Raw genomic sequence first — 25,932 nt, 5'->3', positions numbered from 1 at the left:
CTACCAATCAATGACGGCGGAAGGATTCATCGCAGCCGGATCCGGAGCGAGCCCGATCGCACTCAACCGCTCATATAAGAACTGTTGGACGTCGACCAGATTCTCGGTGCGCGGCATGGACGGCAGGCTGTCCAGGAAAATGCGGCCGTAGCCCTTGGTCCGCAGGCGCTCATCACACAGCATGATGACGCCGAAATCGTTCGGGTCGCGCATCAGCCGGCCAACGCCCTGCTTCAACGTGATCACCGCTTGCGGGATCTGCTCTTCGAAGAATGCATTGCCGCCGCGACGCTCGATGGCATCCAGACGCGCCTTCAGCACGGGATCGTCCGGCGCGGCGAACGGCAGCTTGTCGATGATCACGACCGACAGCGCCGCGCCCTTCACATCGACGCCTTCCCAAAAACTGCTCGTCCCCAGCAGCACGGCATTGCCCCGCTCCCGGAACTTCGACAATAGCGCTTCGCGGGGCGCATCGCCCTGAACCAGCACCGGGAACGGCAAAGCCGGCCCCAAGCGAGCCAACAACAAGTCCGCCGCTTCACGAAGCGCGCGATGACTCGTGAACAACATGAAGGCGCGCCCACCGCTTGCTCTCAAAACGGGCAGCGCGGCGTCGACGACGCTCGCTGTGTGTCGCGGCGACGAGGGCGGAGGCAATCCCTTTGGCAGATACAAAAGAGTCTGCGACTCGTAGTCGAACGGACTGCCGTAGCGTGCGGTTCGCGCGTCACGCATGCCAATCCGCTGCATGAAGTGATCGAAGCTTTCCCCGATCGCGAGCGTCGCTGACGTACACACCCAGGCCGCGGCGTTCGCTTGCACGAGCTTGCCGAGTTGCTCGGCCACGTCGAGCGGCACCAGATGAAACGACACGCCCTGCCCCGAGCTTTGCGCCCAACGCACGCTCGGCACCGCCGCTTTGCTCTCTTCTTCGATCATCGAGTTCAATCGGTCCGCCAGGTCGGCGGCGCGCCGGCGCAGATTGGCCAGTCCCGTGTTGTCTTTGGAGGCTTCGACCAGCGACTGCGTCAGATCGTCCAGTGAAATCCGCAGATTGGCGAGCCCTTCGATCGTGAGCGAAGGCCAGTCCTTATACTCGCAACGCTCGCGCTGGCTGCGCAGCGAATCCTGCAGATCGATCAGCTGTCGATCGATGGTTTGCGAGAACGCCGCAGACACAGCCTGCTGAGGCCCGGCCAGTAACAACTCGCTGGCGAGATCGCGCGCCAACGATTGCAGCTGACGGCTCGAAACCGTGAAGCCCAGAAAGTTCGCAGCCACTTCGGGCAGCTGATGAGCCTCGTCGATGACGATGGCGTCGGCGCCCGGCAGCAGATCGCCGAAGCCTTCTTCTTTGAGCACCAGATCGGCCATCAGCAAATGATGGTTCACGACCACGATGTCGGCGCCCTGCGCATTGCGCCTGGCGTTGACGACGTGGCAGCGATCGAACGAGGGGCACTCGGGGCCCAGACAGTTATCGCGTGTCGACGTGACCCAGGGCCACACCGGATCCGAATCGCTGAGCTGCGCCAGCTCGGAGATATCGCCTTCTTTGGTGACCTGCGCCCAGGTGCGCACTCGGTTCAGCGCGGCGGCGACTTCACGTCGAAGACCGCGAGAGACGGCTTGTTGCTCAGCCATCTCGAGCCGGTGCACGCAAAGATAGTTCGCGCGCCCTTTCAACAGAGCGACGCGCGCCGGACGACCGATCGCCGCCGACACGGTCGGCAAATCGCGATGGAACAATTGATCCTGCAGATTGCGTGTGCCGGTGGAGATGATCACTCGCCGGCCGGACAGCAACGCAGGCACGAGATACGCGAACGTCTTGCCCGTGCCGGTCCCCGCTTCGACGATGAGCCGGCCCTGCGAGCGCAGCGCCTGCCACACGTGCTCCGCCATCGCGATCTGCTCATCGCGCGTCGCGAACCCAGGGATTGCCGTCGCCAGCGGTCCCTCGGCTCCAAAGATTTCCTCGAAGTCCTGCATCAGTTGAAGGTAGCTCTAAATCGCGCCAACGCGGTGGCTCCGGGCGCCAATGGATTGTCCAGAGTCCAGCGGATGTGCGTGTAACGCGCCGGTGGTGCGCGCGTGCCGTCAGTCTGCTTCAGGCTCTCGGGCCGGCCAAAGGTCTGGCCGCCATCGATCGAAAACTCGATCTCCGCCCCCGGCCCGGCCGCGGATCCCGGCAGGTAGGTGGTATTGGCTGGAATCAATTGACTGACCTGGACCTTATTGGCGAAGACCGGCGTTGGATTGGTGATTCGTACTGTGTAGTAGACGACTTGCCCTTGCGACAGCCGGGTTGCCGGCGCCAGGCGAAAGGTCGGGCGCTCCGCGGGGCCCGTGGTCTCGCGAACCTCCGCCACCAGCTGGGTGCGCAGCTCCACCGCCTCGGTAGCCAAGGTCGGGGTGGCGAACGTTGTCAGCCACACAACTAGTAAAACCAGGGATTTCATCAAGATACGCAATATTCCTGCGTCAGCCGCTGAGCACTCGTGTTACGGAAACCCGACAAGCCATGCAGCGCGGAAGGCGCTGGGTATAATCACTGGCACTAATACATCTATGAGTTTTCATGAAGTCGCGAGGTTGCCGCTCTAATGACCACGTCTAACGCATCCCTCAAACGCTGGGTGGAGGATGTCGCCCGCCTCACTCAGCCGGATTCGATCCACTGGTGCAACGGGTCGGATGCCGAGAACAGCGCACTGATCGAAGCGATGCTCAAGAGCGGCGATCTTATCAAGCTCAACCAGGACACCCATCCCAATTGTTATCTGCACCGCTCCCATCCCTCGGACGTGGCGCGCGTCGAGCATCTGACGTACGTCTGCACGCGCAATAAGGAGGATGCGGGCCCGAACAATCACTGGATGGATCCCACCGAAGCCCATCGCAAGATCGACGGCTTGTTCGCCGGTGCGATGAAGGGCCGGACCATGTACGTGATCCCGTACTGCATGGGCCCGATCGACTCGCCGTTCGCCCGCTGCGGCGTCGAGATCAGCGACAGTCCGTACGTCGTCGTCAACATGCGCATGATGACGCGCATGGGCGACCCCGCGCTGAAGCGCATCGAGCGCGAAGACAAGTACGTGAAGGGCCTGCACTCGATCGGCGATCTGAATCCCGACCGCCGTTTCATCATGCACTTCCCCGAAGAACTCACCATCAAGAGCGTGGGCTCTGGCTACGGCGGCAACGCCCTGCTCGGCAAGAAGTGTCACGCACTGCGCATCGCGAGCTACCAGGCGCGCGAAGAAGGCTGGCTCGCCGAGCACATGCTGCTCATGGGCCTGCAGAGCCCCGAAGGCAAGACGCATTACATTGCCGCGGCCTTCCCGTCCGCGTGCGGCAAGACCAATCTCGCCATGCTCGTTCCGCCGAACTCGATGCCCGGCTGGAAGATCTGGACGCTGGGCGACGACATCAGCTGGCTGCACGTCGATGACGAAGGTCAGCTGCGCGCGATCAATCCCGAATCGGGTTACTTCGGTGTCGTGCCGGGCACGAACCGCAAGACCAACTGCAACGCCTACGACATGATCCAGCGCGACACGATTTTCACCAATGTCGCGGTGACCGAAGACAATCAGCCCTGGTGGGAAGGTCTCGAGACCGGCAAGCCCGCGCTGGATTGGCAAGGCAAGCCATACACCGGCAACGGCCCGGCGGCTCATCCGAACTCACGTTTCACCGTCTCGGCGAAGCAGAACCCGATTTACTCGACGCTCGCGGACGCGCCGGAAGGCGTGCCGATCTCCGCGATCCTGTTCGGCGGACGTCGCCGCGAAGTTGCTCCGCTCGTTTACGAAGCGCGCAACTGGGCACACGGCGTGTTGGTCGGTGCGGGCATGGCATCCGAGACGACCGCCGCGGCCGTTGGCCAGATGGGCGTCGTGCGTCGTGACTCGATGGCGATGAAGCCGTTCGCCGGCTACAACTTCGCCGATTACTTCGGCCACTGGCTCAAGCTCGGCAGCGGCAAGAACGCCAGCAAGCTGCCGAAGATTTTCCACGTCAACTGGTTCCGCCAGGACCGCAACGGCAAGTTCATGTGGCCCGGCTTCGGCGAGAACCTGCGCGTGCTGAAGTGGATCGCCGATCGCTGCGACGGCCGAGCCGAAGCGATCGAAACTCCGATCGGCCTCGTGCCTCGCAAGCAGGACCTGGACGTGAACGGCCTCAACATGGATGCGTCCACGCTCGAGACCTTGCTGTCCATCGACCCCGCGGCCTGGCGCCAGGAAGTCGATGCGATCGGCAAGTACCTCGACGAGTTCGGCAGCCGTGTGCCGAGTCAGCTGCGGGAAGAGTTGAAAGGTGTCGCGAAGCGATTGGAAGCGGCGAACGCCGCCTAACTCCGGCGCATGAAACAAAGCGGCGGCGCCTCACGGCGCCGCCGCTTTTTTATTTGCTGATTACAGCGAGCCCGGCAGCGTCCAGCCCTGGTACCACAGGTTCGAGCCGTTCGGGTTCACCGCGCCCAGGAAGTTGTTGGCTTCGAGAAACGTAGTGTCCGCAAGGCTTTCCGTGTGAGCAGCCTTGAACCCGGCCCAGTCGTAGTTCGCGCCCAGCGTCGCCTGCGCCACCGCAGTGGTGTAATTCGCCGCCAGCGCCGGATCCACAGCGAACACCGTGGTCTGATTCAGCACCGCATCGCCGAACGCGCCGCCGGCGCCGCAATTGACGATGACGTTATCGAAGTACATCGAAACGTTGCGATTCGCCTGCGCTCCGGAGCCGCTCACCACGACGCAGCTCGTCACGGTGCTGCTCGGGCGCAGCGTGATGATGCCGTTGTGGAAGAAGCCGCCGGTGCGGGCCTTGAGGTTCAGCGCGGTCGCGTTCGCATCGACCGTGTTGACCAGGAACGTGAAGTTGGCCAGCGTCGGCTTCGACAGCATGGGGCTGGTCGTGCTGCCATCGGTGTCCGCTTCGACGGCATTGCCGTCCGTGTTCGCGCCGGCCTGGTTGACGATGGCGTACTGGATGTTGCCCTGATAGCCCTCGTCCCAGTCGATGGTGTCGTCGAGATTGTTCGTCAACACCAGGTGCTTCATGTTGACCGTCCCGCCATACATCTCGATGGCGTCGTCCTTGTTGTTGTGGACCTGGATGTAATCGACCACGGTGCCGGAACCGACGCCGACGAAGGAGATGCCGTTGATCTCATTGCCGGGCGCGAACTCGTAGCCGCCTTCCGCGACGACCACATACCGCAGCGAGCCGCTGTTGTCGGCGTTGTTGTAACCGCCGGCGAAGCCCGACTCGCCCTCGGCGTCGACGTTACATGCGACGCTCGAAACCGTGCCGCAGGTGTTGTGCTGAGCATAGCCGTGAATGATCAGGCCGCCCCACTCGCCGGTGCCGTCGTAGTTATCGTCCTCGGAGCTGAAGACGATCGGCGCACTGGCCGTGCCTTCCGCCATGATCTTCGAGCCGCGGGTGATGATGATGTTGGCGAAGGTACCCACCTGCGCCTTGATCTGCGTGCCGGCCTCGATGGTCAGCGTCACATTCTGCACGGCGAGGCCGTTGGCCAGCGTGCCCGGCGTCGCGGACATTTCACCGTTGCCGTTGCCAACCGTCACTCGGTCGGCGAGATACCAAATTGTGTCGGCAGTGAGAATGGTGCTCGACGAAATGGACGACGGCAGCTGGCAGACGTTCGTGCCAGTAGAGGTCTGCGGGCGCGACGTGGCGAAGCTCGGGCAGGTGGACACGCCGTTGCCGGGGTTGGTGGGATTGTTTGGCGCCTCGTTGATCGTATCGCCTTCAATCGTCAAGGAACTACGATCGCCATCCGAGCAGGCGGACAGCCCCAAGGCGCTGGCAACCGCCGCCGCGACCAGGACCAACTTATTCGAACGCATGATGACTCCTCTAACTATATGAACGGTTGCTGTCGCAACGACCTGCTGCGGATCAGAACTTCCAATCGAAACCAGCTTCGAACTCCGCGCCCCGGCGATAGCTCTGGAAAGTCTGGCCGCCCTGCGTGAACTCGACGTCCGAGTCCAGCAGATTGATGGCTTTGAACTTGAGCACGAAGTCATCGAAGACCTCGTAGCGATAGTTGAAATTGAGGCTCAGGCGCGGCTCTTCGATGATGTCCGGATTGCCCTGGATGCCCACGTCCTGGATCGACTCGCCGTTCTGGTTGAGCAGCAGCGTGTACTGCTGACGCGTGCCGATGTTGTCGTAACCGATGATCAGGTTGGCCGTGTAGTCGGGCTGGCCCTGCAGCTTGCGCGACGCGCCGTTGGCGAGATCCACATCGGATTCGATGTAGCTCGCGTTGACCGCTACGAACAATGTGTGCGTGTACGCCGCGTTGAGACCGAACTCCTTGCGGCCATCGACTTCGACGCCGTAGATCGTCGCGGCATCCGCGTTCTGGAAAGTACGCGTGTTGCCCGCGGTACCCGAAGCGGTCACCGCGACGCGTTCGATCGGATCCTTCAGATCTTTGTAGAACAGCGCGACGCTGGCGTTGTCGGCATCGTTCCAATACTGCTCGAAGCGCAGGTCGTAATTGTTGACTTCGGAAATCTTCAGCAGCGGATTGCCGCGCACGCGGAAGTCGAACTCGTTGTCATAGAACGTCGCGTTCGATGTTTCCTTGAAATCCGGCCTTGCGACGGTACGCGACGCGGTGGCGCGCAGCTGGCTCTTGTCGCTCATGTACCAGTTGAAAGACAGCGACGGCAGGAAGGAGCCTTCGTCGATCTCCGAGCGCACCGCTTCCTGAGCGCCGGCCAGCGTGAACGTGTCGGTCGTCTGCTTGAACTGCTCGTAGCGGCCGCCGCCGACGATCTGGAAATCGCTGAACTTGTAGTCGTAGCTCACATAGCCGGCATACAGCTCGAGCTCGGCTTGATACGAATCGCTGGGCAGCGTCTTGTCGTCGAAGGCATAGCCGGTCGCGGGATCGCCCGTGATCGTATCGCCATTGATGACATCGCCGACGCTCAGGTTCGGTGCGTTGGTCTCGGCGCCACGGAATCCGTAGCTGCGTGATTCGGATTCGCGCTCGCGCGTGATTCCCTGCAGACCGGCCGACAGCGTCGAGTCGTCGAACTCATAGCTCCAGTCGGTCGACACATCCAGGTTGTCGTCCGTCAGGTCGTCATAGCGACGCAGAATGTCGGCTGTTTTCAGGTTGTAGATGCCGGTGCCGCTGCCGGCGCCGTCCGTGATCTGGCCGGTGACCGGATCGATGTCATCGCCGGTGCGCAGGTCATAGCGAACTTCACGACGATCTGGCGCGTCGCGCTCGGCGCGGCTGCCCGTGACCTGCCACTTCGCGAGCAGATTGCCGAGGGTGTGCTGGCCGCTGAACTGCTGCGCAATGAACATGCGCTCGATCCATTCCATGCTGTAACGGTAGGACGGCACCAATTCGTCGCCGTCGAAACCGTCGGAGATGCGCACCGAGCTCTCGGTCGAACGCGACAGCAGCGAATTCGACGCGAAGCTGTGATCGCCGATGCTCCAGCCCAGCGACAGCAGTCCGCTCATATCGGAGTTATTGCTGTGCTCTTCGAACTTGAAGTTATCGAGCAGGTCGCCGCCGCTGCCGTAGGTGCGCGAGACGCCGTCCGTGCGCTGCGACCAGCCGTTGGTGAAATTGGCGGCCGCGAAGTAGCCGAGCTCCGAGTCGCCGATGCCGAAGGTGTCCCCGTAGTTGAGGTTCAGCGTGCCCTTCGGCCCGGCGGTGGTGGTCTTCGGATCCAGATTGTCCTTGATGAGCAGGCCGCCGGCCTGCTGCAACTTGCGAATCGTGTTGGCGGACAAATCGGTGCGATTGATCGCGTCCGAGATCAGCGGCAGCAGGCCATCCTGTTCGCGACTGCCGTCGTCGATGCCGAAGAAATCGAAGTCGCCGCTGATCGGATCCGAGTTGACCCTATCGCCAGTGAGATCGGAGTTGTAGCCGATCGATGCGCTCACCGAGCCGCCGGGCTGATTCGGGAACGTACGAGTGTTGATGACCAGATTGCCGCCGGTGCTCTCACCCGGCATGTTGGCCGTGAAGGTCTTTCTCACGTCCAGCTGCGAGACCATGTTGGTCGGGAACAGATCGAGCGGCACCGTGCGCTTGGACGGATCGGTGCTCGGCATGGTCGCGCCGTTGAGCGTCGTCGAGACGTAACGATCGCCGAGACCGCGGATGAAGACGTAGCGATCTTCCTGGATCGTGATGCTCGGCACGCGCACGACCGACGCTGCGACGTCCGAGCCGCCTGCGCGCGCCAATGCTTCGGCATCGATGATATCGACGATGTTCGCTGCCGCCTGCTCCGTCTCGCCTCGTTCGCGCTGACTCACGACAACGACTTGTTCCACGTCGGCGGGCACGACATTCACCGCCGCCGCGCCTTCGCCGGCGAACGCCAGGTTCTGCTGTGCGTTGATGCCGCTGACGACGCGCACGTTTTGCCGGAGCGGTCCGCCCGTGATCATCGGGTGACTCACTACGATTTCATAAGAGCCGCGCGGCAGTTCCAGCGTGTAGCGGCCGTTCGCATCGGTGGTCGCCAATGCACGTGCATTGCGAACTGTGACGGTGGCGTGATCGAGCGGCGTGCCGTTCAAAGTCACAACGCCGGCGAGAGAGCCGGTCGCCGCGCCGCTGCGCTCGGCAGCCACCTGATTCTTTGCATACGAATCGATCGCAACCGTCGGCTCCGAGTTCGCCGCGAGCGTGACGGTGATGTCTACGTTCTGGCCATTGGCGGCGTCGAAGCGAAACACATGCACAGGCTGACCGGAGGCCAGCACCTGCACACTGTGAGGACCGGCGCCGAGATCGAAAACAAAGCTGCCGCCGGCGCTGACCGGCTGCGGCGCGCCGCCGTCGAGCGAAATCGCCATATCGGTGGCGAGCGCGCCATCGCGGAATACATGGAGCACCAGTTCATCGTCGGCCGCGGCGGCGTTGGCCAAGCAGGTCAGTACCGCTGCGGAAATGAGGTTCTGGCTGAATTTCTTCATTGAACGGGCTCTCGCCATCGCTGTTCGAGAAGATCGTTCCCGGCGAGAACGATCCTCAGCTTGCTACTAGGTTCGGTGATTAATATGAGTGCCGGTCGCGCGGCGGCACGATGTTGATGATGCTGAAGCCAAGCCGCGCCGCCGTCGTCATATGAGGCGCAACCTTAGGGCGCACGTCTTACAAATGCGCTACTGAAATGTGACAGTCACATTACGTTGCAACGATTAGCGAACGACGCAGCCGTGCGGTGGCCGCGCGTAATGTGAAGTTGGGACGGGATTTCTTGCGGGCAGCCGAAGAGCGGCCGCGGCGCGACGTAACAGAAACGAATTATGACGGTGAGATTATGGCGCGGGCGGCGCGGTCAGCTGTGCTCTGACCGCTGTGGCGCGCTATTCTTCGCAAACGTAGCGAACGGTCAGCGACGAATTGTTCTCCGGCACGCGGCCGAAGCCGATCAGGCCCTCGCCCTTCAATTGCATCGTATCGCGGCGAACGAAGGCTTCTTCGCCTTCGCGCGTGGTGACGAACGTGCCGTTGGTGCTTTGATCGACCAGCTGAAATTTGTTGCGGACCAGCTCGATCTTGGCGTGCAGACGTGAAATCAGATTGCCTTTCACGACAATGTCATTTTCTTCGGCACGACCGATGGCGATGTTCGCACGGTTCTCGTCGACGACGATCTCCTGCCCCTGAAACCGCAGACGCAAGCGACGCGCACGTTGCTTGTCGCGACTCGCGGCCGAGTTGCCTAGCGCGATAGCGGGCAACATGCTGGTGGCATCTTCCTTCTGCCACAGCACTTCGAACAATTCGTCTTCGCTGGTCTTGCCCTTCAGGGTGGCCACGTCGATCTGCCGCACGGCCGACTGCCACTCGGGCGCCAGGCGCTCGACCATGGCGCTGGTGATCATGATCTGCCCGGCCTTGGCCTGGCTGGTCATGCGGTTCGCAGTGTGGACGGCGGCGCCGAAGATATCGCGGTTCTCGAGCACCACCGGCCCGAAGTGGCCGCCGATGCGGATGGCGATGGGCTGGCCCTCGACCTTCAGCTCGGCATGAATGCGAATGTCGTGTTGCATGCGGCTGCCGGCGTTGATGGCGTCGTTCGCCGTCGGGAACGTCGCCATGATTTCGTCGCCGATGGTCTTGATGACCGTGCCGTGATTCTGCTCGGTGGCCGCCCGCATGATCTCCACGCAGGTCAACACCATATCCCGGGCGCGCAGGTCGCCCATGACTTCGTAGATTCGCGTGCTGCCGACGACGTCGGCAAACAGAATGGCTAGTTCGATGTCCTTTCCCATGACCCCTTGGCGCTCATCGTCGTCGTCGTCTCCCGCCTCGTCGCCGCCCCATTGGTATCCTTGCTGCTTCGCTTGAGGTTCCCGGCCGGCACCCGAACGGCCGGGTACGGACGGCAGTATATACGACAACGCTACATAACCCCGCAGGATCCCTACAAATTGACGGGCTGCCGGGGTCGACAAAGGAGTTCGGATGCTCGAAATGGTTCCCCCCCACGCCCGGCGCCGCCTCGCTGGCACCGGTCACGCCGCCAGTTTTTTGGCACTGTTGGCCCTCGGCGTTCAGCTTTCGGCCGGTCCAGCCATCGCCCAGGGCACGCAAATCGCCGACTGGACCGAAGCAGAACTAGCCACCGCCGGCGCGCTGCGCGACCGCGCCCTGAAAGGCACTTCCGCCTTCGAGCACGTAAGCTCGCTGGTCACCGAGGTCGGCCCGCGGCTCGCCGGCTCCCCCGGCGACGAGGCGGCCGTGCGCTGGGCCATGAACCGGCTCGGCAAACTGGGCTTTACCGGAGTGCGCACCCAGGACGTGCTGGTCCCCCGCTGGATCCGGGGCACGACCGAAGTCACTCTGCTGGGCCCGGCTCCGCAGCCGCTGGTCGCCGCCACTTTGGGCGGCAGCATCGGCACCGGCGAGGAAGGCATCGAAGCGCAGGTGGTCGAGGTCGACTCGCTCGAAGCACTGACCGCGATGCAGGCCGGCGACATCAGGAACAAGGTCGTCTTCATCAACCAGCGCATGGAGCGGACCAAGGACGGCGCGTCCTATGGCACGACCGTGAAGAATCGCACTCAGGGCGCGAGCGCGGCCGGCAATCTCGGCGCGGTCGCCCTCGTGATCCGATCCGTCGGCACCTCGGACGAGCGCTTCGCCCACACCGGCCGCATGGTGTACGACGTGAGCGCCCCTCGCATTCCGGCGTTCTCGTTGTCGAACCCCGATGCCGACACCTTGTCGCGTCAACTGAAGACAAACAAACAGCTGCGGCTGCGCCTGAAGTCGACGGCGCGCGAAATGCCGCCGGCCTGGTCGGCCAACGTCATCGGCGAGATCCCCGGAACGGACCGCGCGGGAGAAATCGTGTTGTTGGGTGCGCACCTGGACTCGTGGGACCTGGGCCAGGGTGCGCTGGATGACGGCGCCGGCGTGGCCATCGTCGTCGAAGCGGCCCGCTTGATCTCGCGCCTCGATCGCAAGCCCTCACGCACGATTCGCGTAGTGCTGTTTGCCAACGAAGAGTTCGGCTTGTCGGGCGCAAAGGAGTATGCGCGACTGATCGGCGATGAACACGCGAAACACGTGCTCGCGATGGAAGCCGATACCGGCATCGGCCCGGTGATTCGGCTCGAGTCGCAGGTGGCGCCCGAATCTCTTGGCGCAATCGAAAAGATGCGTGCAGCGATGCAGCCCTTGCCCATCGAAGGCGGCAGCAACAACGCCTCCGGCGGCGCGGATCTCGGCCCGCTTCGTTCTCTGGGCGTCCCGGTGCTGGATCCCGTGCTCGATGCCAGCTTGTACTTCGACGTGCACCACACGATGAACGACACGCTCGCGAAGGTCGACGCCAAAGTGCTCGACCAGACCGTCGCCGCTTATGCCGTCGCCGCCTACCTGGCCGCGACCAAGCAAGGCGATTTCGGTCGGCTGGCGCCGGTCCCGTTCAATCGCTGAGCGGGTTGGCTTTTCCCCCTCCCGTACGCGGGAGGGGGTCAGGGCGTGGGTCTTCCGCTCCGTGATTCAGCGATCTCGGTGAAGTCCACATTCATCACCGGATACTGGCGCCACTCGCCATAATCGAAGTGCCACCACTCGTTGACGTAAACATCGAAGCCCTCCGCTTCCATTGCATTCTTGAGCAGGTCGCGACGCCATCGCTGCAGCGACGTGCCCCCCACATACAAAGGTGACGAGCGCGCCGAGGGCTCGTCGTACCGGCCCGGCATATCCACGATCTTGCCGATCGCCAGGTCGAACATGCTGATGTCCGCCGCGCAACCGCGATTGTGTCGCGAGCCCTGCGAAGGATCGGCGACGAACGGCCGGCTCTCCGGCGGCACGGCATCCCAGAACATCCGCGTCGCGTACCAGGGTCGATAGCCATCGATCAGTGCAATACCGAAGCCCTGCCCGGCAAGCTTGCGATGCGCACGAATCAATCCGCTCGCTGCCGGCCGTTGCAAGAAGAAGCGCGGCGAATCGTAGAACGGCGCCCCCATGAAATTGTCAGTCGTCGCATAACGCACGTCGAGCTTCGTGCTTGGCTCGAGTGTGTTCACTTCGACCAGGTCCGGCTTGCGGAGCCGACCCGATTGCGAAGGCGGCGACATCTTGCGGGCACCGGCCAGAAGCCCAGCGATGTATGGCGCGTTTGCGCGGCTGCGCACTTCCGTCTCGGCACCGAGGTCGACTCGCGGCATGACGACGCCACTGAGACTCGCAGCCTCGGCGATGCCTCGCTCGTTCCGCATGAAACGCAACTCTTCATTGGCGTACAACCCAACGGCCGGGAATCGATAAGCATCCTTCCCTGCCCGCTCCAGCTTGTAGTGCTGCGACCACTCGACACGTGCGTAGGTCTCACCATCGCGCTCGTAAACGCGCAGAATGTTGTGCGCCCAACCGTACTCACCGATCAAGCCCGCGAGCTCTTCAGCCGGTTCAGGCGGTCGTTCCCAATTCGTCCGTCGATACGTTGCTCCGCGAAATGTGATCGCGCGGGCTTTCGTATCGAACTGCACTTCATCACCAGCTACCGCGACATCGTCGACAACGAGCCGGCCGCCGCGCTGACGTAACTCGCCCGCCACTTCCGGCGCTTCAATAAACACTCGTTGATCAACCGTGCGGATGTCCAGGCTTCGAGCGCCATCGCTGTAATGACCTTGCAGCCGGTGCGCGAGACCGACGGAAATATTGTTACTCGCCTCTGACGTTGGCCGACGCTGCTTCGTGCGCGCGGCCATGACCTGTCTCGCTGTGATATCACGCACGCGCTTCGCCACCGGTTGCGCGCTGTCGATTGCCATCAAGGTGATTACGGCGAAACTGTCGGCGGGAAACATGGACAGATCTGCTGTGTAGCCGTACACCCCACCGCTCAACGAGACCACCTCGCGACGATCCAGCACGCCTCGCTCACCGCTAAGTGATGCAGCGTCGCGAGCGAGCAAATCCTGGGCGAATCGTGCGACATCCTGCATGCTGGACTGTGCCCCTATCGATGCCGCGACGCCAGTATCGAACACCGCCGGCGCGAATCGCTCCCCGTCGAACGGCGCCACCACTGCGTGTGCCAACGACTGTTTGTCCGCTCGCAGGGACGTGTGCGCCATGGCGCGTGGAGTGAAAACTGCTTCGGCGAGCAGCTGGTCGAATGGCTTCCCGCCGATCACTTCGACCACCCGAGCGAGCACTGCGTAGCCCGCATCCGAATGTTTGACAGCTGAGCCGGGCTGCGAGACCAGCGCCGTCGCATTCAAGCTCGTGACCGTTTCAGCGAGCGTCGCGCCTCCGAGATCCGCATGGCTTCCTTTGGGCGGCATGCGCACCAGGCCACTGCGATGTTCGAGCAAGTGTCGGACCGTAATCTCGCCGCCGAAGGTATTGCGAGGCTGAAAGGAAGGCAGGTAACGAGTGACGGGCGCATCGAGGTCGACCGCGCCACGCGTGGCAAGCGAGCGCACTGACTCTGCGGTGAATTCCTGCGTAAGTCCGCCGATTCGATAGATGGTGCTCGCGTCGACCGGCACCTTGCCCGAAGCGTCCGCGTGCCCGACACCGCCCGACCAGACGAGACCGTCACGCGTAACGATGCCGACCATGATGGACGGAATATCGCGGGCGGCGCGCTCCTGCTCGGCCACGACCAACGCCGCCTCGCCCGCTCGCTGCCAGATCCCGTCGGTGTTGCTGGACGCCGCTGTCGATATGGCAGGCATCAATGCCGCAGCCATGACCACGGATCGCCACATACTTCTTCCCCTCTTTCTTGTTGCTTCCCTGGGAAGCGCTCGGGGGAATTCTACCGTGACTGCTCCCTGCGATTTCTTTCCTTTCTTCCCTCGCTTTCCCTATTTCCTTCTGCGCCCAGGGGCGCTAGGCCGCCTGAACGATTCGCAAGGCGTCGAGCAGCAACTCCGCTCCCGCCGTCGGTTGGCTAGCGCCTTCGGACAGATAGCGGCGCCACGAGCGCACTCTGGGCAATCCGGCATACAAGCCCTGAACGTGCTTCACCATGCTACGCAGTCGATGTCCCTCCGAGAGCCGGCTGCGCACATAGTCCGCATACTGCTGAATCACCAGCTCGCGCGCCGGCAAATCCCAGCTCGGATCGAATACAGCCTGCTCCAGCTGCGCCAACAGATACGGATTCGAATAAGCCTCACGCCCGATCATCACGCCGTCGAATGTTTGCAAATGAGCCTGCACTTCTTCGACCGTGCGGATGCCGCCGTTCAACACGAATGTGAGATTGGGAAACTCAGCGAGCAACGCGGCCGCGACATCGTACTTCAACGGCGGGATCTCGCGATTCTCTTTCGGGCTCAGCCCCTTGAGAATTGCCTTGCGAGCATGCACGACGAATACCTCGCAACCCGCCGCGGCCACCGTCGAAATGAAGTTACGCAGGAATTCGAATTCCTCAGCCACCTGCGGCATCGGCTCGATGCCGATCCGGCACTTCACCGTCACGGGCACACTCACCACCGCTCTCATGGCACTCACGCACTCAGCCACCAGCGCCGGCTCGCCCATCAAACACGCGCCAAAGCGTCCGCTCTGCACGCGATCGCTCGGGCAGCCACAGTTCAGATTGACCTCGTCGTAGCCCGCGTCCTCTCCCATCTTCGCCGCAACCGCCAGCTCCTTCGGATCGCTGCCACCCAACTGCAGGGCCACGGGATGTTCGGCCTTGTCATAAGTGAGCAGCCGAGCGCCATCGCCTCGGACCAGAGCGGCCGAGGTCAGCATCTCCGTGTATAAGAGAGTGTTCGGGCTCAACAGGCGCAGGAAATACCGACAGTGTCTGTCGGTGTAATCCATCATGGGAGCTACACTCACCTTCCGAGCCTTTGAAAGGCTGGAAATCTCGTTCGAAATGGCTTTTTTTCCAGGGTTTTCCATTCGTGGCGTTGGTGCGGAATTTCTAGGGATTCGGGGGAGTATTTAGGTTGCGGGGGCTACAAAAAGGCGACATAAAACGCTTGTAGCCCCGATGTGATCGTAACATGACGCACATCCTTGCGAGAAAGCAGGCCGACGGATCGACCCGATACACGGCGGTAGTCCGAATCCGCCGGAACGGCAAGATCCTCTATCGGGAAGCCAAGACGTTGACCCATAATGCTTCGGTCATGAAAAACTTTTTGGTTCTTGGGCTATGCTGGTTTGCCTTCAATGCCGAGGCCGGGTGCTCAAGCGATACTGAAGGGAAAGCCCCGTACCCGACCCGCACGATCACGCTGCAGAAGCGATATCTGAAAGAGTTCTACTACTATCGCGCAGACCATTACGCGATCGTAGTAGATGCCGAGACATTGATTCGAAGGCTGGAAGATCAGGGGCACCGTCGTTCGGGTCATGCCGATAGAATGCTTCAGGATATTCGCAACCGCGTGCCGGCCGGTCAGTGGAAAGATCTCTTTGCACTGCTCATGAAGGACGCGTTGTATCTTATCGATCTGGAAATTCTGATCGCGGACATCCTGGAGAAGGGCGAGGCGATGCTGATCGATGCCTGGGAATTGCCCCAGTACGAGCGGCGGTTGGTGCCTGCAATCGTAATGACGTCGATCAACAACGGAGGGTGCGCAGGAAGAGAATTCCGCACGTCCAATGGGGACTTGTTGTTCAGCGTAAGGGACTCGGTCACCGATTGATCGGACTGCGATGATCGACACATGCTCGCCGCAGGGTGCGAGCACTTTTGCCCGTTTGTTCGCCTTTGCTATTGGTCGCACGCTTGCTACGGCCAAGTTGGAAGTATCGCCGATAATTCGGCGATACTCCCAACCACAGAGACCGCCGGCCGTGTTGGTAGCCCCCTTCCCGCGAAGGTGCGGCATCGGTCGAGGGCCGCGCGCCGGTCGAGGTGTCCAGGCGTGGACTCCCGACTCGCATAGGAGGAATTCGAGACCGTCGCGGTAAGATCGCTACCGGCGCACGACAGTGCGGCGGTCACGTCCATCAGGAATAGGTGGCTACATGGGTCTTACCAGCAGCTTTCCCCACATTGCCCTGCTGCTCTCAGTAGTGCTTCTACCCTGGGCTAGTGCCCACGAGGCCGCGCCATGGCGCGATCCGTCGCCACACAAGGTGAGGTTCACTACCGTTGCAGAGAACGTTCAGCTGGAAACACTCGATTGGGGCGGGAAGGGGCCGCCCATCGTGTTACTCGCTGGCGGTGGCAACACCGGCCATGTGTTCGATGATTTCGCGCTGAAGCTTCGTGAGCATTACCGAGTGTACGCGGTGACACGCAGAGGTTCTCCGCCTTCCAGCATTCCAGAAGATAGTTACTCCGCCGATTGTTTGGGGGACGACGTGGTCGCCGTCATCACCGCGCTCAAGCTGACCAAGCCCATTTTGATGGGACATTCCTACGCTGGATTCGAACTGAGCAATGTCGCTTCCCGCTACCCAGAGCAGATTGCGGCAGTGGTCTACCTCGATGCGTTCCATTCGCTAGACCCCGACTACGAAGCAGAAGGGTTCTACAAAATCGTCGAATGGAAACGGCAGCTGCGAGACTTCGAGCAGAGGTTCGATGAACTCCTGGCTGAGCCCTGGGACTCGCGCCCGCTCGCTGGGCATATGCTTCAGGAAAATCTACCGCAGCTTCAAGCCATTCTTGAAAGGCTGATCAGAATCGAAGACGGCCGTCCACCGCGACCGGATCCGACGCCGGCCGACCTTGACAGCTTTCGTGCGCTCCAGGCGTGGTATGCACGGGGAGCAAAAGTTGTATTGCCCGAGGCGGAGTTCCGAATGATGCAGGCCACGGATGCGGACGGCCGCCCCGTCATGAAATTTCGTCGCCCGCCTTTCGTTGGCCCCCAGATGGAAGCGGCCAAGCGCAAATACACCGATGTTCGCGTGCCGGCGCTCGGCATCTTCGCTGCCATGAACGATCCAGGGACCGTCGCTGACGGCGATCCGGAAGCGCGCTCGAATGCTGAAGCCTACACCTGGTTCCAAAATGAGCGAACCAAGAGACAAATGGCACTGTTTCAACGCGACCTTCCTCATGCCCGGGCGGTGCGCCTCGAACGAGCCGATCACTATGTTTTCCTGTCGAATCAAAAGGAGGTGTTGGAGCAGCTGAACGCCTTCACTGCGACACTGCCGTGAGCACCAGCACCACACAGCCATAATCCGGCTCAGGAAAGAGGCCCCGCCATTCTCCACTCGCGCGGCCACCAAGGAGTGGGACCGGCGCTAGAGAAGTCAGCTGGAGAACTCCCTCGCCCTCGCGGGCGCGGCACCAGTAGAGCTGACGCTGGCTACCCTGATCCGCTGGTACATAGAAACCTTCGAGACCGTCTCGCCATGGTAACGGTCGAAGCGGTCTGCACTCGAGTTCTTAGAAGCGCATCCGATCGGGCAATTCAACCCGCTCGCTGTCACACCCGACGTCCTCGCCCCTCAAGGTCGCGTCTGTTTGCGGAGCTCACCAACCTCGCCTTCCGAAGTGGGTGCAGGAACACCGATATTGAAACCCTGGTACATCTTGAGTGAGTCCCATGCGCCTCGCGCTTGGTTCTCGCGATCAGAATCAACTCGACGCATCAGAGCTTTTCGGATTGCGCCAATTGGCGGTCGCGCTATGGTCCTCGGCGCAGTGCTGCACCTCGACCATATAGTTCATGTCCCGCGCTTCTACATGCCGCGTCGCAGGCCGCTCGAGACGAACTGGCGACACGAGCTGCGGCGATGGGCGTTGCATCTGCTCGTGTTGCCACCTGAGCAGGCGAAACCGTGGCCTCGGTGCGTTCAGCTTTTCGTCAATCCACTTTTCTTGTGGTTGGCGTGCCAACTCAAAGTACGGATTCCTCGTAGCATGCGTAGCTGCGCGCTCGGCCTGGCCCTGCTCGCCCCCGCACGCGTTTCACCGTCGGCAACCTCCGGCCAACGGCATTCGCGGACCCTCCCCCAATGCTGGACTAACCGCCGCCGCACCTTCCACTCGCATCACATTCCCTTCACAGCATCTCTTTTCACGCAATTCGAGGCCGCCTCCGAGTCCATTCATCGCGCCTGGTCGCACAGCGGGTTGCTGGTACGCCTAGGCACGATGGTCTTTGCGATTGCGTTCCTCGCAATCGCTGCATCGACGCCGCTGTCGCTTCATGAACAGCTCATGATGTTGGTGTCGATGTGGGGCATGACGCTGATCGTTCGTCGGGCGGCAGGACTGGCCTCAGGAATCATCATGATGGTCTTTTCCATCATTGCCTCGTCGCGCTACATCTGGTGGCGCCTCACGCAGACGCTGGGCTTTGATTCGGCGACGGAAGCGCTCTTTGGCGCCGCGTTGATCGCGGCCGAATGCTACACGTGGATCGTGCTGCTATTGGGCTATGTCCAAAATGCGCGACCGTTGCGCCGCAGTCCCGTCGCCCTGCCGGAAGACCGCAATTGCTGGCCGACAGTGGACGTGTACATACCCACGTACAATGAGCCTCTCTCAGTCGTAAGACCGACAGTTCTGGCCGCGCTCAACATCGACTGGCCCGCCGACAAGCTCAATATCTACGTCCTCGACGACGGCAGGCGCGCCGGCTATCGCGAGTTCGCCGGCGAGGCGCAAGTCGGATACATAACTCGTTCGGACAATGCACATGCCAAGGCCGGCAACCTCAATCACGCGCTGCGGATGACTAATGGTGAGTTCATCGCAGTTTTCGATTGCGACCATATTCCTGCGCGTTCGTTTCTCGAGACCACTATGGGGTGGTTCCTTGCCGACCCGCGCTGCGCGCTACTTCAAACGCCGCATCACTTCTTCTCTCCCGATCCGTTCGAGCGGAATCTCGGCACGTTTCGTCGAGTACCGAACGAAGGAAGTCTCTTCTATGGCGTCACTCAGGATGGCAATGACCTGTGGAATGCAGCCTTTTTCTGCGGCTCTTGTGCTGTGCTGCGCAGGAATGCCCTCGAGGAAGTCGGCGGCATCTCACTGGAATCAGTGACTGAGGATGCGCACACGGCACTCAGGCTGCATCGACGCGGCTATACGACTGCTTACCTACGGCACGTGCTGGCAGGCGGACTCGCGCCGGAAAGTCTGTCGGGGTACATCGGGCAGCGTATCCGGTGGGCGCGCGGGATGGCTCAGATATTCCGACTCGACAATCCACTCAGTGGCAAGGGCTTGGATGTGTTTCAGCGCCTCTGTTACGCCAATTCCATGCTGCATTTCTTTTCTGCGGTTCCACGCCTGATCTTCCTGGTCGCGCCGCTGATGTATTTGTACTTCGATCTCCACGTCATCAACGCAGCGGCGCTGACGCTCGCTGCATATGCCGTGCCCCACATGCTACAGGCGAATCTTGCCAACTCGCACATGCACGGCCGCTACCGACATTCATTCTGGAACGGAGCTTATGAAGCGGTAGTCTCCTGGTACATCGCATTTCCTACGTTCCTCGCCCTGCTCAATCCAAGACGCGGAAAATTCAACGTGACGCCGAAGGGCGGCGTCGTCGAGCAAGACTTTTTCGATCTGCGGATCGCGGCACCGTATCTCGTGCTGGCGGTGCTCAATGCGGTCGGGGCGCTTCTCGCGATCCCTCGGTTGCTCGCATGGAACGCGTTCGAGGCCGACACTGTCGTCGTCAATCTCATCTGGACGATTTTCAACCTGATCACGCTCGGCGCCGTGCTCGGCGTCGCAGCCGAGATCCGGCAGGTGCGCGGAGTCCAGCGAGTCTCACGGCGCATGCCGGCGCTGCTCTACACCTGCCAGGGCGCGAAACACTCAGGCGTCATTGAGGATTTTTCGATGCGCGGGCTTGGCCTCACGACTGCGGCGTCACATGGCCTGCAGCCCGGCGAGTCGGTCACGGTTGCGCTTGCCGATGGCGACGCCGAGCACATGTTTCCCGGAACGGTGGTGAGCACTCAAGCGAATCGCCTGAGTATTGCACTGCACGCTCTTCCGATCGAAAAGCAGCGGGAGTATGTGCGCTGCACGTTCGCCTCGACAGACGGTTGGGTCGACTCTGCGACAAGCATCGATCGGCCTCTGGCGAGCTTCGCGGAAGTGCTGCTCGTCGCAGTCACAGGGTATGTGCGCGTGCTGCAGGTTTTCTCTATGGGTCTGCTCGCTTGGCGCGGTGGGGCGCAATCCCGGGCCTTGTGAGTGGGAGTCGGCATGGGACTCTGGAGCGCCTACTTTTTCTCGAAATTGCTGCTCTATGCGGCCGGGTACATCGGCTTCGCGCCGTGGCTCAATCTCCTGTTCGCGGTGTTCACGGCGTTGCCGACGCGAAACGCGCGCCAGCGCGTTGTCAAGAATGTGTTCGCCGTTCCCATTGGCATTGCTCTGCTCTATCACGACTCCTGGCTCCCTCCAGTCGATCGCGTGCTGTCACGGGCGCAAAACGTAGCCTCGTTCACCGTCCCCTATTTGATCGAGCTCCTTGGTCGGTTCATCAATTGGAGAGTGCTCGCTGCATTGGCGGTGATGCTCGCGGTGTACGATCTCGCGAGGCGCAAGCTGCGTATGAGTACGTTCGTCTTTGTCGGTATCCTCATCACTATACTGGCGCCGGAAAGCGGCCTGCTGCTCGTGCCGAAAATAAGCTCGAATCCAGTCGCGCCGGCGGGGACATATACTGCCCCGGACCCGCGCAGCATGTCGCCTAAACAGCTGGACGAGTTGTTGTCCGCATTCTACGAGGCAGAGCGTTCACGGCAGGTCGCTTACCGCCAGGGTCAGCAGACTGCGGAGCCTTACGACATCCTACTGGTGCACGTGTGCTCCTTGTCGTGGGATGACCTCGAGGCAGTGCGCTTCACCGGCAACGCGCTATTCGACCGCTTCGATATTCTTTTTGCAGCGTTTGATTCGGCGGCGAGCTATAGCGGTCCGGCCGCGATACGACTCCTGCGCGGCAATTGTGGAGCGACGACGCACCAAGGGCTGTACAGCCCCGCAAGGCCCGAATGCCTGGTCATCGACGGCTTACAGAACGCTGGGTTCGAGCCTCACTGGTTGATGAATCACGACGGCCACTTCGGCAACTTCCTCGATGACGTGAGCGAGCGCGCCGCCTTCCCCGCCGCACCCGAGAATCCCGCCGAGGCGGCCGTGGCACAGCGTTCGTTCGACGACTCGCCGATTTACGATGACTATTCTGTTCTGTCCCGCTGGTGGCGCGAGCGCGCGGCCAATCCCGCACCGCGCGTCGTGCTGTACTACAACACCATCAGCCTTCACGACGGCAATAAGGCACAAGGCGATCACGCCAGCTCATCCTATGCAGCGCGCCTCGCACGATTCACCAATGACATGAGCAGGGTCTTGGATGAGTTGGGGAAATCGGGCCGACGAATGATCGTTCTTTTCGTTCCGGAGCATGGCGCTGCAGTGCGTGGAGACCGCAGACAGATACCAGGACTGCGCGAGATCCCTACTCCAGCCATTACGCGTGTGCCGGTCGGTGTCGTACTTCTCAACGCGGCGCAATCGCCGGCGCGCGTGCAGCAACGCGTCGACACGCCGACGAGCTATCTCGCGCTGAGCGAATTGCTGTCGCGCTTTCTTACCGATGACCCGTTCGAGAAGACGACCGATCTGGCCGCCTACGCAACGAATCTCCCGTCGAGTGAGCCGGTCGCCGAAAACGACGGCACCGTCATCATGCGAGTCGGGAACGATTACATGATGCGCACGCCAGACGGTGAGTGGTCGCACTGGGCCGCTGCGCGATAGCGCATCGTACTCTTCAATAATCGCTGAAGAGCGTTACCGGTCGTGGCGGTTCTGCGAGCGGCGGACCGGGTGAGCCGATGATGTGTCGCAGATAGATCATGTACGTGGTGGGTTCGTAGAAATCCGCGCGATCGATATCCAGCTTGGCCCCGACCACCATGGCGCGCGAAATTTGCCATTCGACGGCCGCATACCCCGAAAGACTCAAGCCGCTGCCGCGACTGTTCGGAAAATTTGGTGAGTCGAACCCTGAGGGCAAAGGCGATGCCGCGGCCCGGCTTTGCAGTTCTGGATCGTCGGGATAGAAGGCGGCTTCGTCGACCCGGCTCAACGTGTACGAAACGGCAGCACGCACCCTATAACTCCAACGGCCGGAGATTCCCTGCACCTCGATCGGCGCGGTGAGACTCAGATAGGATTGCGGGCTGTAGTAGCCGCCGTTCCCAAACGTATGGTTCTGCAGGTTTCGATCGTAACTCCAATAATTGATCGTCGTGCCGATAAAGGCGCGGGTTTCCTCGCCGGAGAGAAACTTCCAATCCGCGCTCGCCCTCATCTTGAAAAAGCGGTTGTCCGGGACGCGCGTGCCGGTCAGCTCTGCAACCGCCAGCGTTCCCGAAAAACCGTAACGCTCACGAAAAAGCCCAATCCGAGCGAACGGACCGGTTGCTACCACTCCGCCCCACTCGACTCCGCTGATTGGGTCGCGCAGTCCACCGAAGGAGAGAACGCTGCTCGTTACCGCCCTGCGCGCGAAGCCCAGACCGAGATCCAATGACCCCCAATCCGGCGTCCATTCGACGCCGCCCACGAGGTTTGGCAACAAAAAGCCTCGCGGCGTGGAGCCGAAATCCGCATGCAACGTGTCGCTCAAGTACTCCACGCCGAAGCTCAACCCTTTCTGCGCCTCATTGACAAACGCACGCTGCGCCTGAGGTCCAGCGGCCTGGATCGTTCCCAACAGCGCCGCGGTGTCGAAGGAGCTACTTAGTTCACCCGCATCAATATCGATTGCATCCATCCGGAGGGCGAAGCGTCGGCCGTCGTCCATCGTATGCGCCCACGCGGCCGGTACCGCAGTCGAATCGAACCTCGATATCCCTGGTTCTCCGGGTTTATGGCGCGCCTCGAAAGCTGCTTCCACCCAGCTCTGCAACCGCACGTCGATATCAACCTGCGCAAGTTTCGCCTGCGTGGCGGTCGACTCATCGCCCGTACGCAGCGCTTGCGTGTAATAGTCTCGCGCCGCGACGTACCTTCGCTCATCCTGAGCAACCCGACCGGCCAGCAGCAACGCATCTGCGCGCTGGGGCGCCGTCGCGAGAACAGCTTGCACAGTTCGATCAGCAGCGGCCACATCGCCGCTGGCCAGCTGCCAACGCGTAATTCGGAGCTGGAGATCAACGTCGTCCGCGTGTGCCTGAGTCTGCACCGCCTCGAGTTGCTGCCGCGCAAGCGCTGTTTGCCCAGATTCAGCGAGAGCGCGAACCAAGGTAAGGCGCGTATTCAGATCTTCGGGCTGCTCGCTGGTCAGCACAGTCAGGCGGTCGCGTGCCGCATGAGGCTGACTGTCTGCGAGATCGAGCTCTGCGCGAGCGATACGAAGTCGTCGGTCCGCGGGGGCTCTTTGCAGCGCTTCGTCTAGCAAGCGTTGGGCGGATTCGAGGTTGCGTTCGCGCTGCAGTGTACGCACACGGAGCAAGTCGAGCGATCCTTGTAGATGCACGGTGGAAGCGCGCTGCTCCTCGGTCAGCTGACGTGTCTGAAGCCGTTCGAGCGCTGCGCTTAGCCGCTCGGTGTCATCCGCGCGATCGAACACTTCCGCGCAAACCAGCAGTTCCTGCGGCGACCAAGCTAGACCCTCCCGAGCGTCGCAAGCAGAGTGGTGAGTAGCCAAATCGATCGCGCGGCGTGAATCGCCGATTTCGATCCAGGCGAACGCAACTTGGCGCATCCGATCGGCGCTGACCCGGGCGAGCGGTTCGACCGCGACCAATGTCGCGCGGGCGCCGTCAGCATCTCCGGCCGATTTGAGGCGTCGTGCGCTCGCACTCGCCACCTCGATCTGCGCCCTCGCGTGCAACTGATTGATCGCCTCGCTTCGATCATTCGCGGCAATGTTTTCGATTGCGGCAACGGCACCCTCGTAATCGTCGATGCTGGCGAGATACAAGCCCTGCACATAGCGCATCTCAGGATCGCTCGCAGCGAGCCGAACGCCTTCGTCGAGAACCGCACGAGATTGCTCCGCGCTGCCCTGTTGCGCGTGAAGCCTCGCGAGGCGATAGCGATTCCATGGATCTCGTGGCGCGAGGACGATGGCACGCTCGAGATCACTGATGGCTTCTTTTGGGTGACCCTCTGCCTCACGCGCCTGTGCGCGCCGTGCCAATGCCAGGGCCCACAGCTCATCGCCCGACCTCGTACTTCGTGCGCTGGAGGCCGCACGCGAACTTAGCAGCGACAGTGCTTCAGCTGCGCGATCGTTGTTGGCGAGCCAGCGAACGGAGGTTTCAAACAGCCAATCGGAGCCGGGTTGCAGTCTACTCGCAGCCATGAGCAGTTCCCCGCTGAGTGCAGGATCACTCAGCGACTCCATACGGCTCGCAAGCGGTATCACGGCTTCGTACTCTCCGCTGCGGAGGGCTACGGCCGCGTGTAGCTGCACGGCTGCGAGCTCGAGCTGACCGGCGCCTTGCGCTTCGCGGCTCCGGATCATCCACGCGGCAGCGAGCGCTTCGTTCTGCATGGGCGTCCACTTCGGAAATTGGCCGGCGAGGAGCTGCGTGAGCGCCTTGCCCTCCGCGGCCAGAGCATTCGAGTCCGGCAGTGCAGTTAGAGAGGTGTTGAGCCTTTGCAGATTTCGCTTCTGTCCATCGATATCTATGCGCGCAAGACGGCCGCTTGCGAGAAGCTCGGCCTCTTCCGACGCGAACTCCTGGGCACGCAGAAGCTCACGAACAGCCGCGTCGCTCGGATGGCGCTCCAGATATTCCCGAAGAACGCGCGGTGGCACTCGATTACCTGGCTTCTGCATCGATGACGCGAGCAGAGCATCGATGTCCGCAACCCGCACATCGTCTCTGCGGGCAAGCGCGCTCAATATTTCGCTGGCCTGTCCTGCGGTCCCTTCGTGGTAAAGCAGAAGTTTCGCGAGCGCGAGCTGATAACGCGGATCGTCGCGATGAGTCTCGGCCAGCGCCTTCAATCCATGGTAAGCGGGCGTCCACCCGGATGGCGTTCCTGCAAGCAGCCGGTAGTACTCAGTGCTGAGCATTCCGCCCGGTGCGCCGTTCGGGAATAGTTGGTCGAGCTGCCGCCGCGCCTCCTCCCCGTGCCCCGTCTGGATCAAACGCGCCACAGAAGCAAGTTGCAGACGGTCGCGCGTGGCGAATCGGTACTCGATTGCAAAAGTTGTGGCAAACGCGGAGGCTGGAAAACGTCGATTCAGGCGCTCGAGCACGTGCTCCGCCGCGCGTATGTCGGACAAGCGCAGATTAAGCTCTCCAAGCTCGAGCAGCACCTCAGGAGAGTCCGGCCGCGCGGACGCAAGCTTCTCGAGCGCGAGCCTCGCAAGGTCGCCGCGGTCACGTGTTTCCCATACGCGAGCGTTGTGCATCAGGGAATCCACTGCCATTTGCGAGGAATTCTGCGCGCAGATGGCAGTGCTCGCGAC

At 61.8% G+C, this 25,932-nt stretch carries 13 protein-coding genes and 1 pseudogene; 6 read left to right on the top strand and 8 right to left on the bottom strand.

The genetic code is table 11. From position 1 onward, the window contains the following. On the bottom strand, positions 1-1,995 hold the full coding sequence (locus EK373_RS24965; RefSeq protein WP_129647046.1) for an ATP-dependent DNA helicase: 1,995 nt from the start codon (positions 1,993-1,995) through the stop codon (positions 1-3). Continuing rightward, the gene (locus EK373_RS24960; RefSeq protein WP_129647044.1) at positions 1,995-2,465 is read right to left on the bottom strand and encodes a DUF11 domain-containing protein; all 471 of its coding nucleotides are present in this window, start codon (positions 2,463-2,465) and stop codon (positions 1,995-1,997) included. Before EK373_RS24960 ends, EK373_RS24965 begins: the two co-directional genes overlap by 1 nt. 138 nt (positions 2,466-2,603) lie before the next feature. On the opposite strand from EK373_RS24960, the pseudogene EK373_RS24955 reads away from it, so the two are divergent. Continuing rightward, a pseudogene (locus EK373_RS24955) lies at positions 2,604-4,370 on the top strand (phosphoenolpyruvate carboxykinase (GTP)); the annotation flags it as partial. A gap of 60 nt (positions 4,371-4,430) precedes the next feature. On the opposite strand, the gene EK373_RS24950 reads toward EK373_RS24955, so the two are convergent. From EK373_RS24950 to EK373_RS24940, 3 genes are all read right to left on the bottom strand, one after another. Next, a complete protein-coding gene (locus EK373_RS24950) occupies positions 4,431-5,885 on the bottom strand; it encodes a hypothetical protein (RefSeq protein ID WP_129647041.1) in 1,455 nt (484 codons plus the stop codon). Positions 5,886-5,937: 52 nt separating this feature from the next. Beyond that, entirely contained in the window at positions 5,938-9,009 is a 3,072-nt protein-coding gene (locus EK373_RS24945; RefSeq protein WP_198683629.1) for a TonB-dependent receptor, read from the bottom strand. A 393-nt stretch (positions 9,010-9,402) separates the two neighbouring features. Then, positions 9,403-10,317 carry an adenylate/guanylate cyclase domain-containing protein gene (locus EK373_RS24940; protein ID WP_129647037.1) on the bottom strand — a complete coding sequence of 305 codons (915 nt, stop codon included), beginning with the start codon at positions 10,315-10,317 and terminating at the stop codon, positions 9,403-9,405. Between the two features lie 202 nt (positions 10,318-10,519). On the opposite strand from EK373_RS24940, the gene EK373_RS24935 reads away from it, so the two are divergent. Next, the gene (locus tag EK373_RS24935) at positions 10,520-11,989 is read left to right on the top strand and encodes a M20/M25/M40 family metallo-hydrolase (RefSeq protein ID WP_157994530.1); all 1,470 of its coding nucleotides are present in this window, start codon (positions 10,520-10,522) and stop codon (positions 11,987-11,989) included. A gap of 38 nt (positions 11,990-12,027) precedes the next feature. On the opposite strand, the gene EK373_RS24930 is transcribed toward EK373_RS24935, so the two are convergent. Both EK373_RS24930 and dusA read right to left on the bottom strand, forming a co-directional pair. After that, positions 12,028-14,289 (bottom strand): serine hydrolase, encoded by a 2,262-nt coding sequence (locus EK373_RS24930; RefSeq protein ID WP_129647033.1) that lies wholly within the window; start codon positions 14,287-14,289, stop codon positions 12,028-12,030. A gap of 124 nt (positions 14,290-14,413) precedes the next feature. Then, complete coding sequence (dusA, locus tag EK373_RS24925; protein ID WP_129647031.1) at positions 14,414-15,442, bottom strand: tRNA dihydrouridine(20/20a) synthase DusA; 1,029 nt, start codon at positions 15,440-15,442, stop codon at positions 14,414-14,416. Between the two features lie 104 nt (positions 15,443-15,546). Between dusA and EK373_RS24920 the strand changes: the two genes are divergently transcribed. From EK373_RS24920 to bcsG, 4 genes are all read left to right on the top strand, one after another. After that, on the top strand, positions 15,547-16,197 hold the full coding sequence (locus tag EK373_RS24920) for a hypothetical protein (RefSeq protein ID WP_129647029.1): 651 nt from the start codon (positions 15,547-15,549) through the stop codon (positions 16,195-16,197). Positions 16,198-16,522: 325 nt separating this feature from the next. Then, complete coding sequence (locus EK373_RS24915; protein ID WP_129647027.1) at positions 16,523-17,668, top strand: alpha/beta fold hydrolase; 1,146 nt, start codon at positions 16,523-16,525, stop codon at positions 17,666-17,668. A gap of 922 nt (positions 17,669-18,590) precedes the next feature. Then, positions 18,591-20,681: a UDP-forming cellulose synthase catalytic subunit gene (gene bcsA / locus EK373_RS24910; protein WP_157994529.1), complete on the top strand. Its 2,091-nt coding sequence runs from the start codon at positions 18,591-18,593 to the stop codon at positions 20,679-20,681. A gap of 12 nt (positions 20,682-20,693) precedes the next feature. Next, on the top strand, positions 20,694-22,256 hold the full coding sequence (bcsG, locus tag EK373_RS24905) for a cellulose biosynthesis protein BcsG (protein WP_129647023.1): 1,563 nt from the start codon (positions 20,694-20,696) through the stop codon (positions 22,254-22,256). A 13-nt stretch (positions 22,257-22,269) separates the two neighbouring features. On the opposite strand, the gene EK373_RS24900 is transcribed toward bcsG, so the two are convergent. Then, positions 22,270-25,875, bottom strand: coding sequence for a cellulose synthase subunit BcsC-related outer membrane protein (locus EK373_RS24900; RefSeq protein WP_198683628.1), 3,606 nt, complete (start codon positions 25,873-25,875; stop codon positions 22,270-22,272). Between the last annotated feature and the right edge of the window lie 57 nt (positions 25,876-25,932).

It is taken from the genome of Peristeroidobacter agariperforans, assembly GCF_004138335.1.
Taxonomy (GTDB): domain Bacteria; phylum Pseudomonadota; class Gammaproteobacteria; order Steroidobacterales; family Steroidobacteraceae; genus Steroidobacter; species Steroidobacter agariperforans.
Note: the sequence above shows the minus strand (reverse complement) of the source record. Positions and strands in the feature narration are given on the sequence as shown.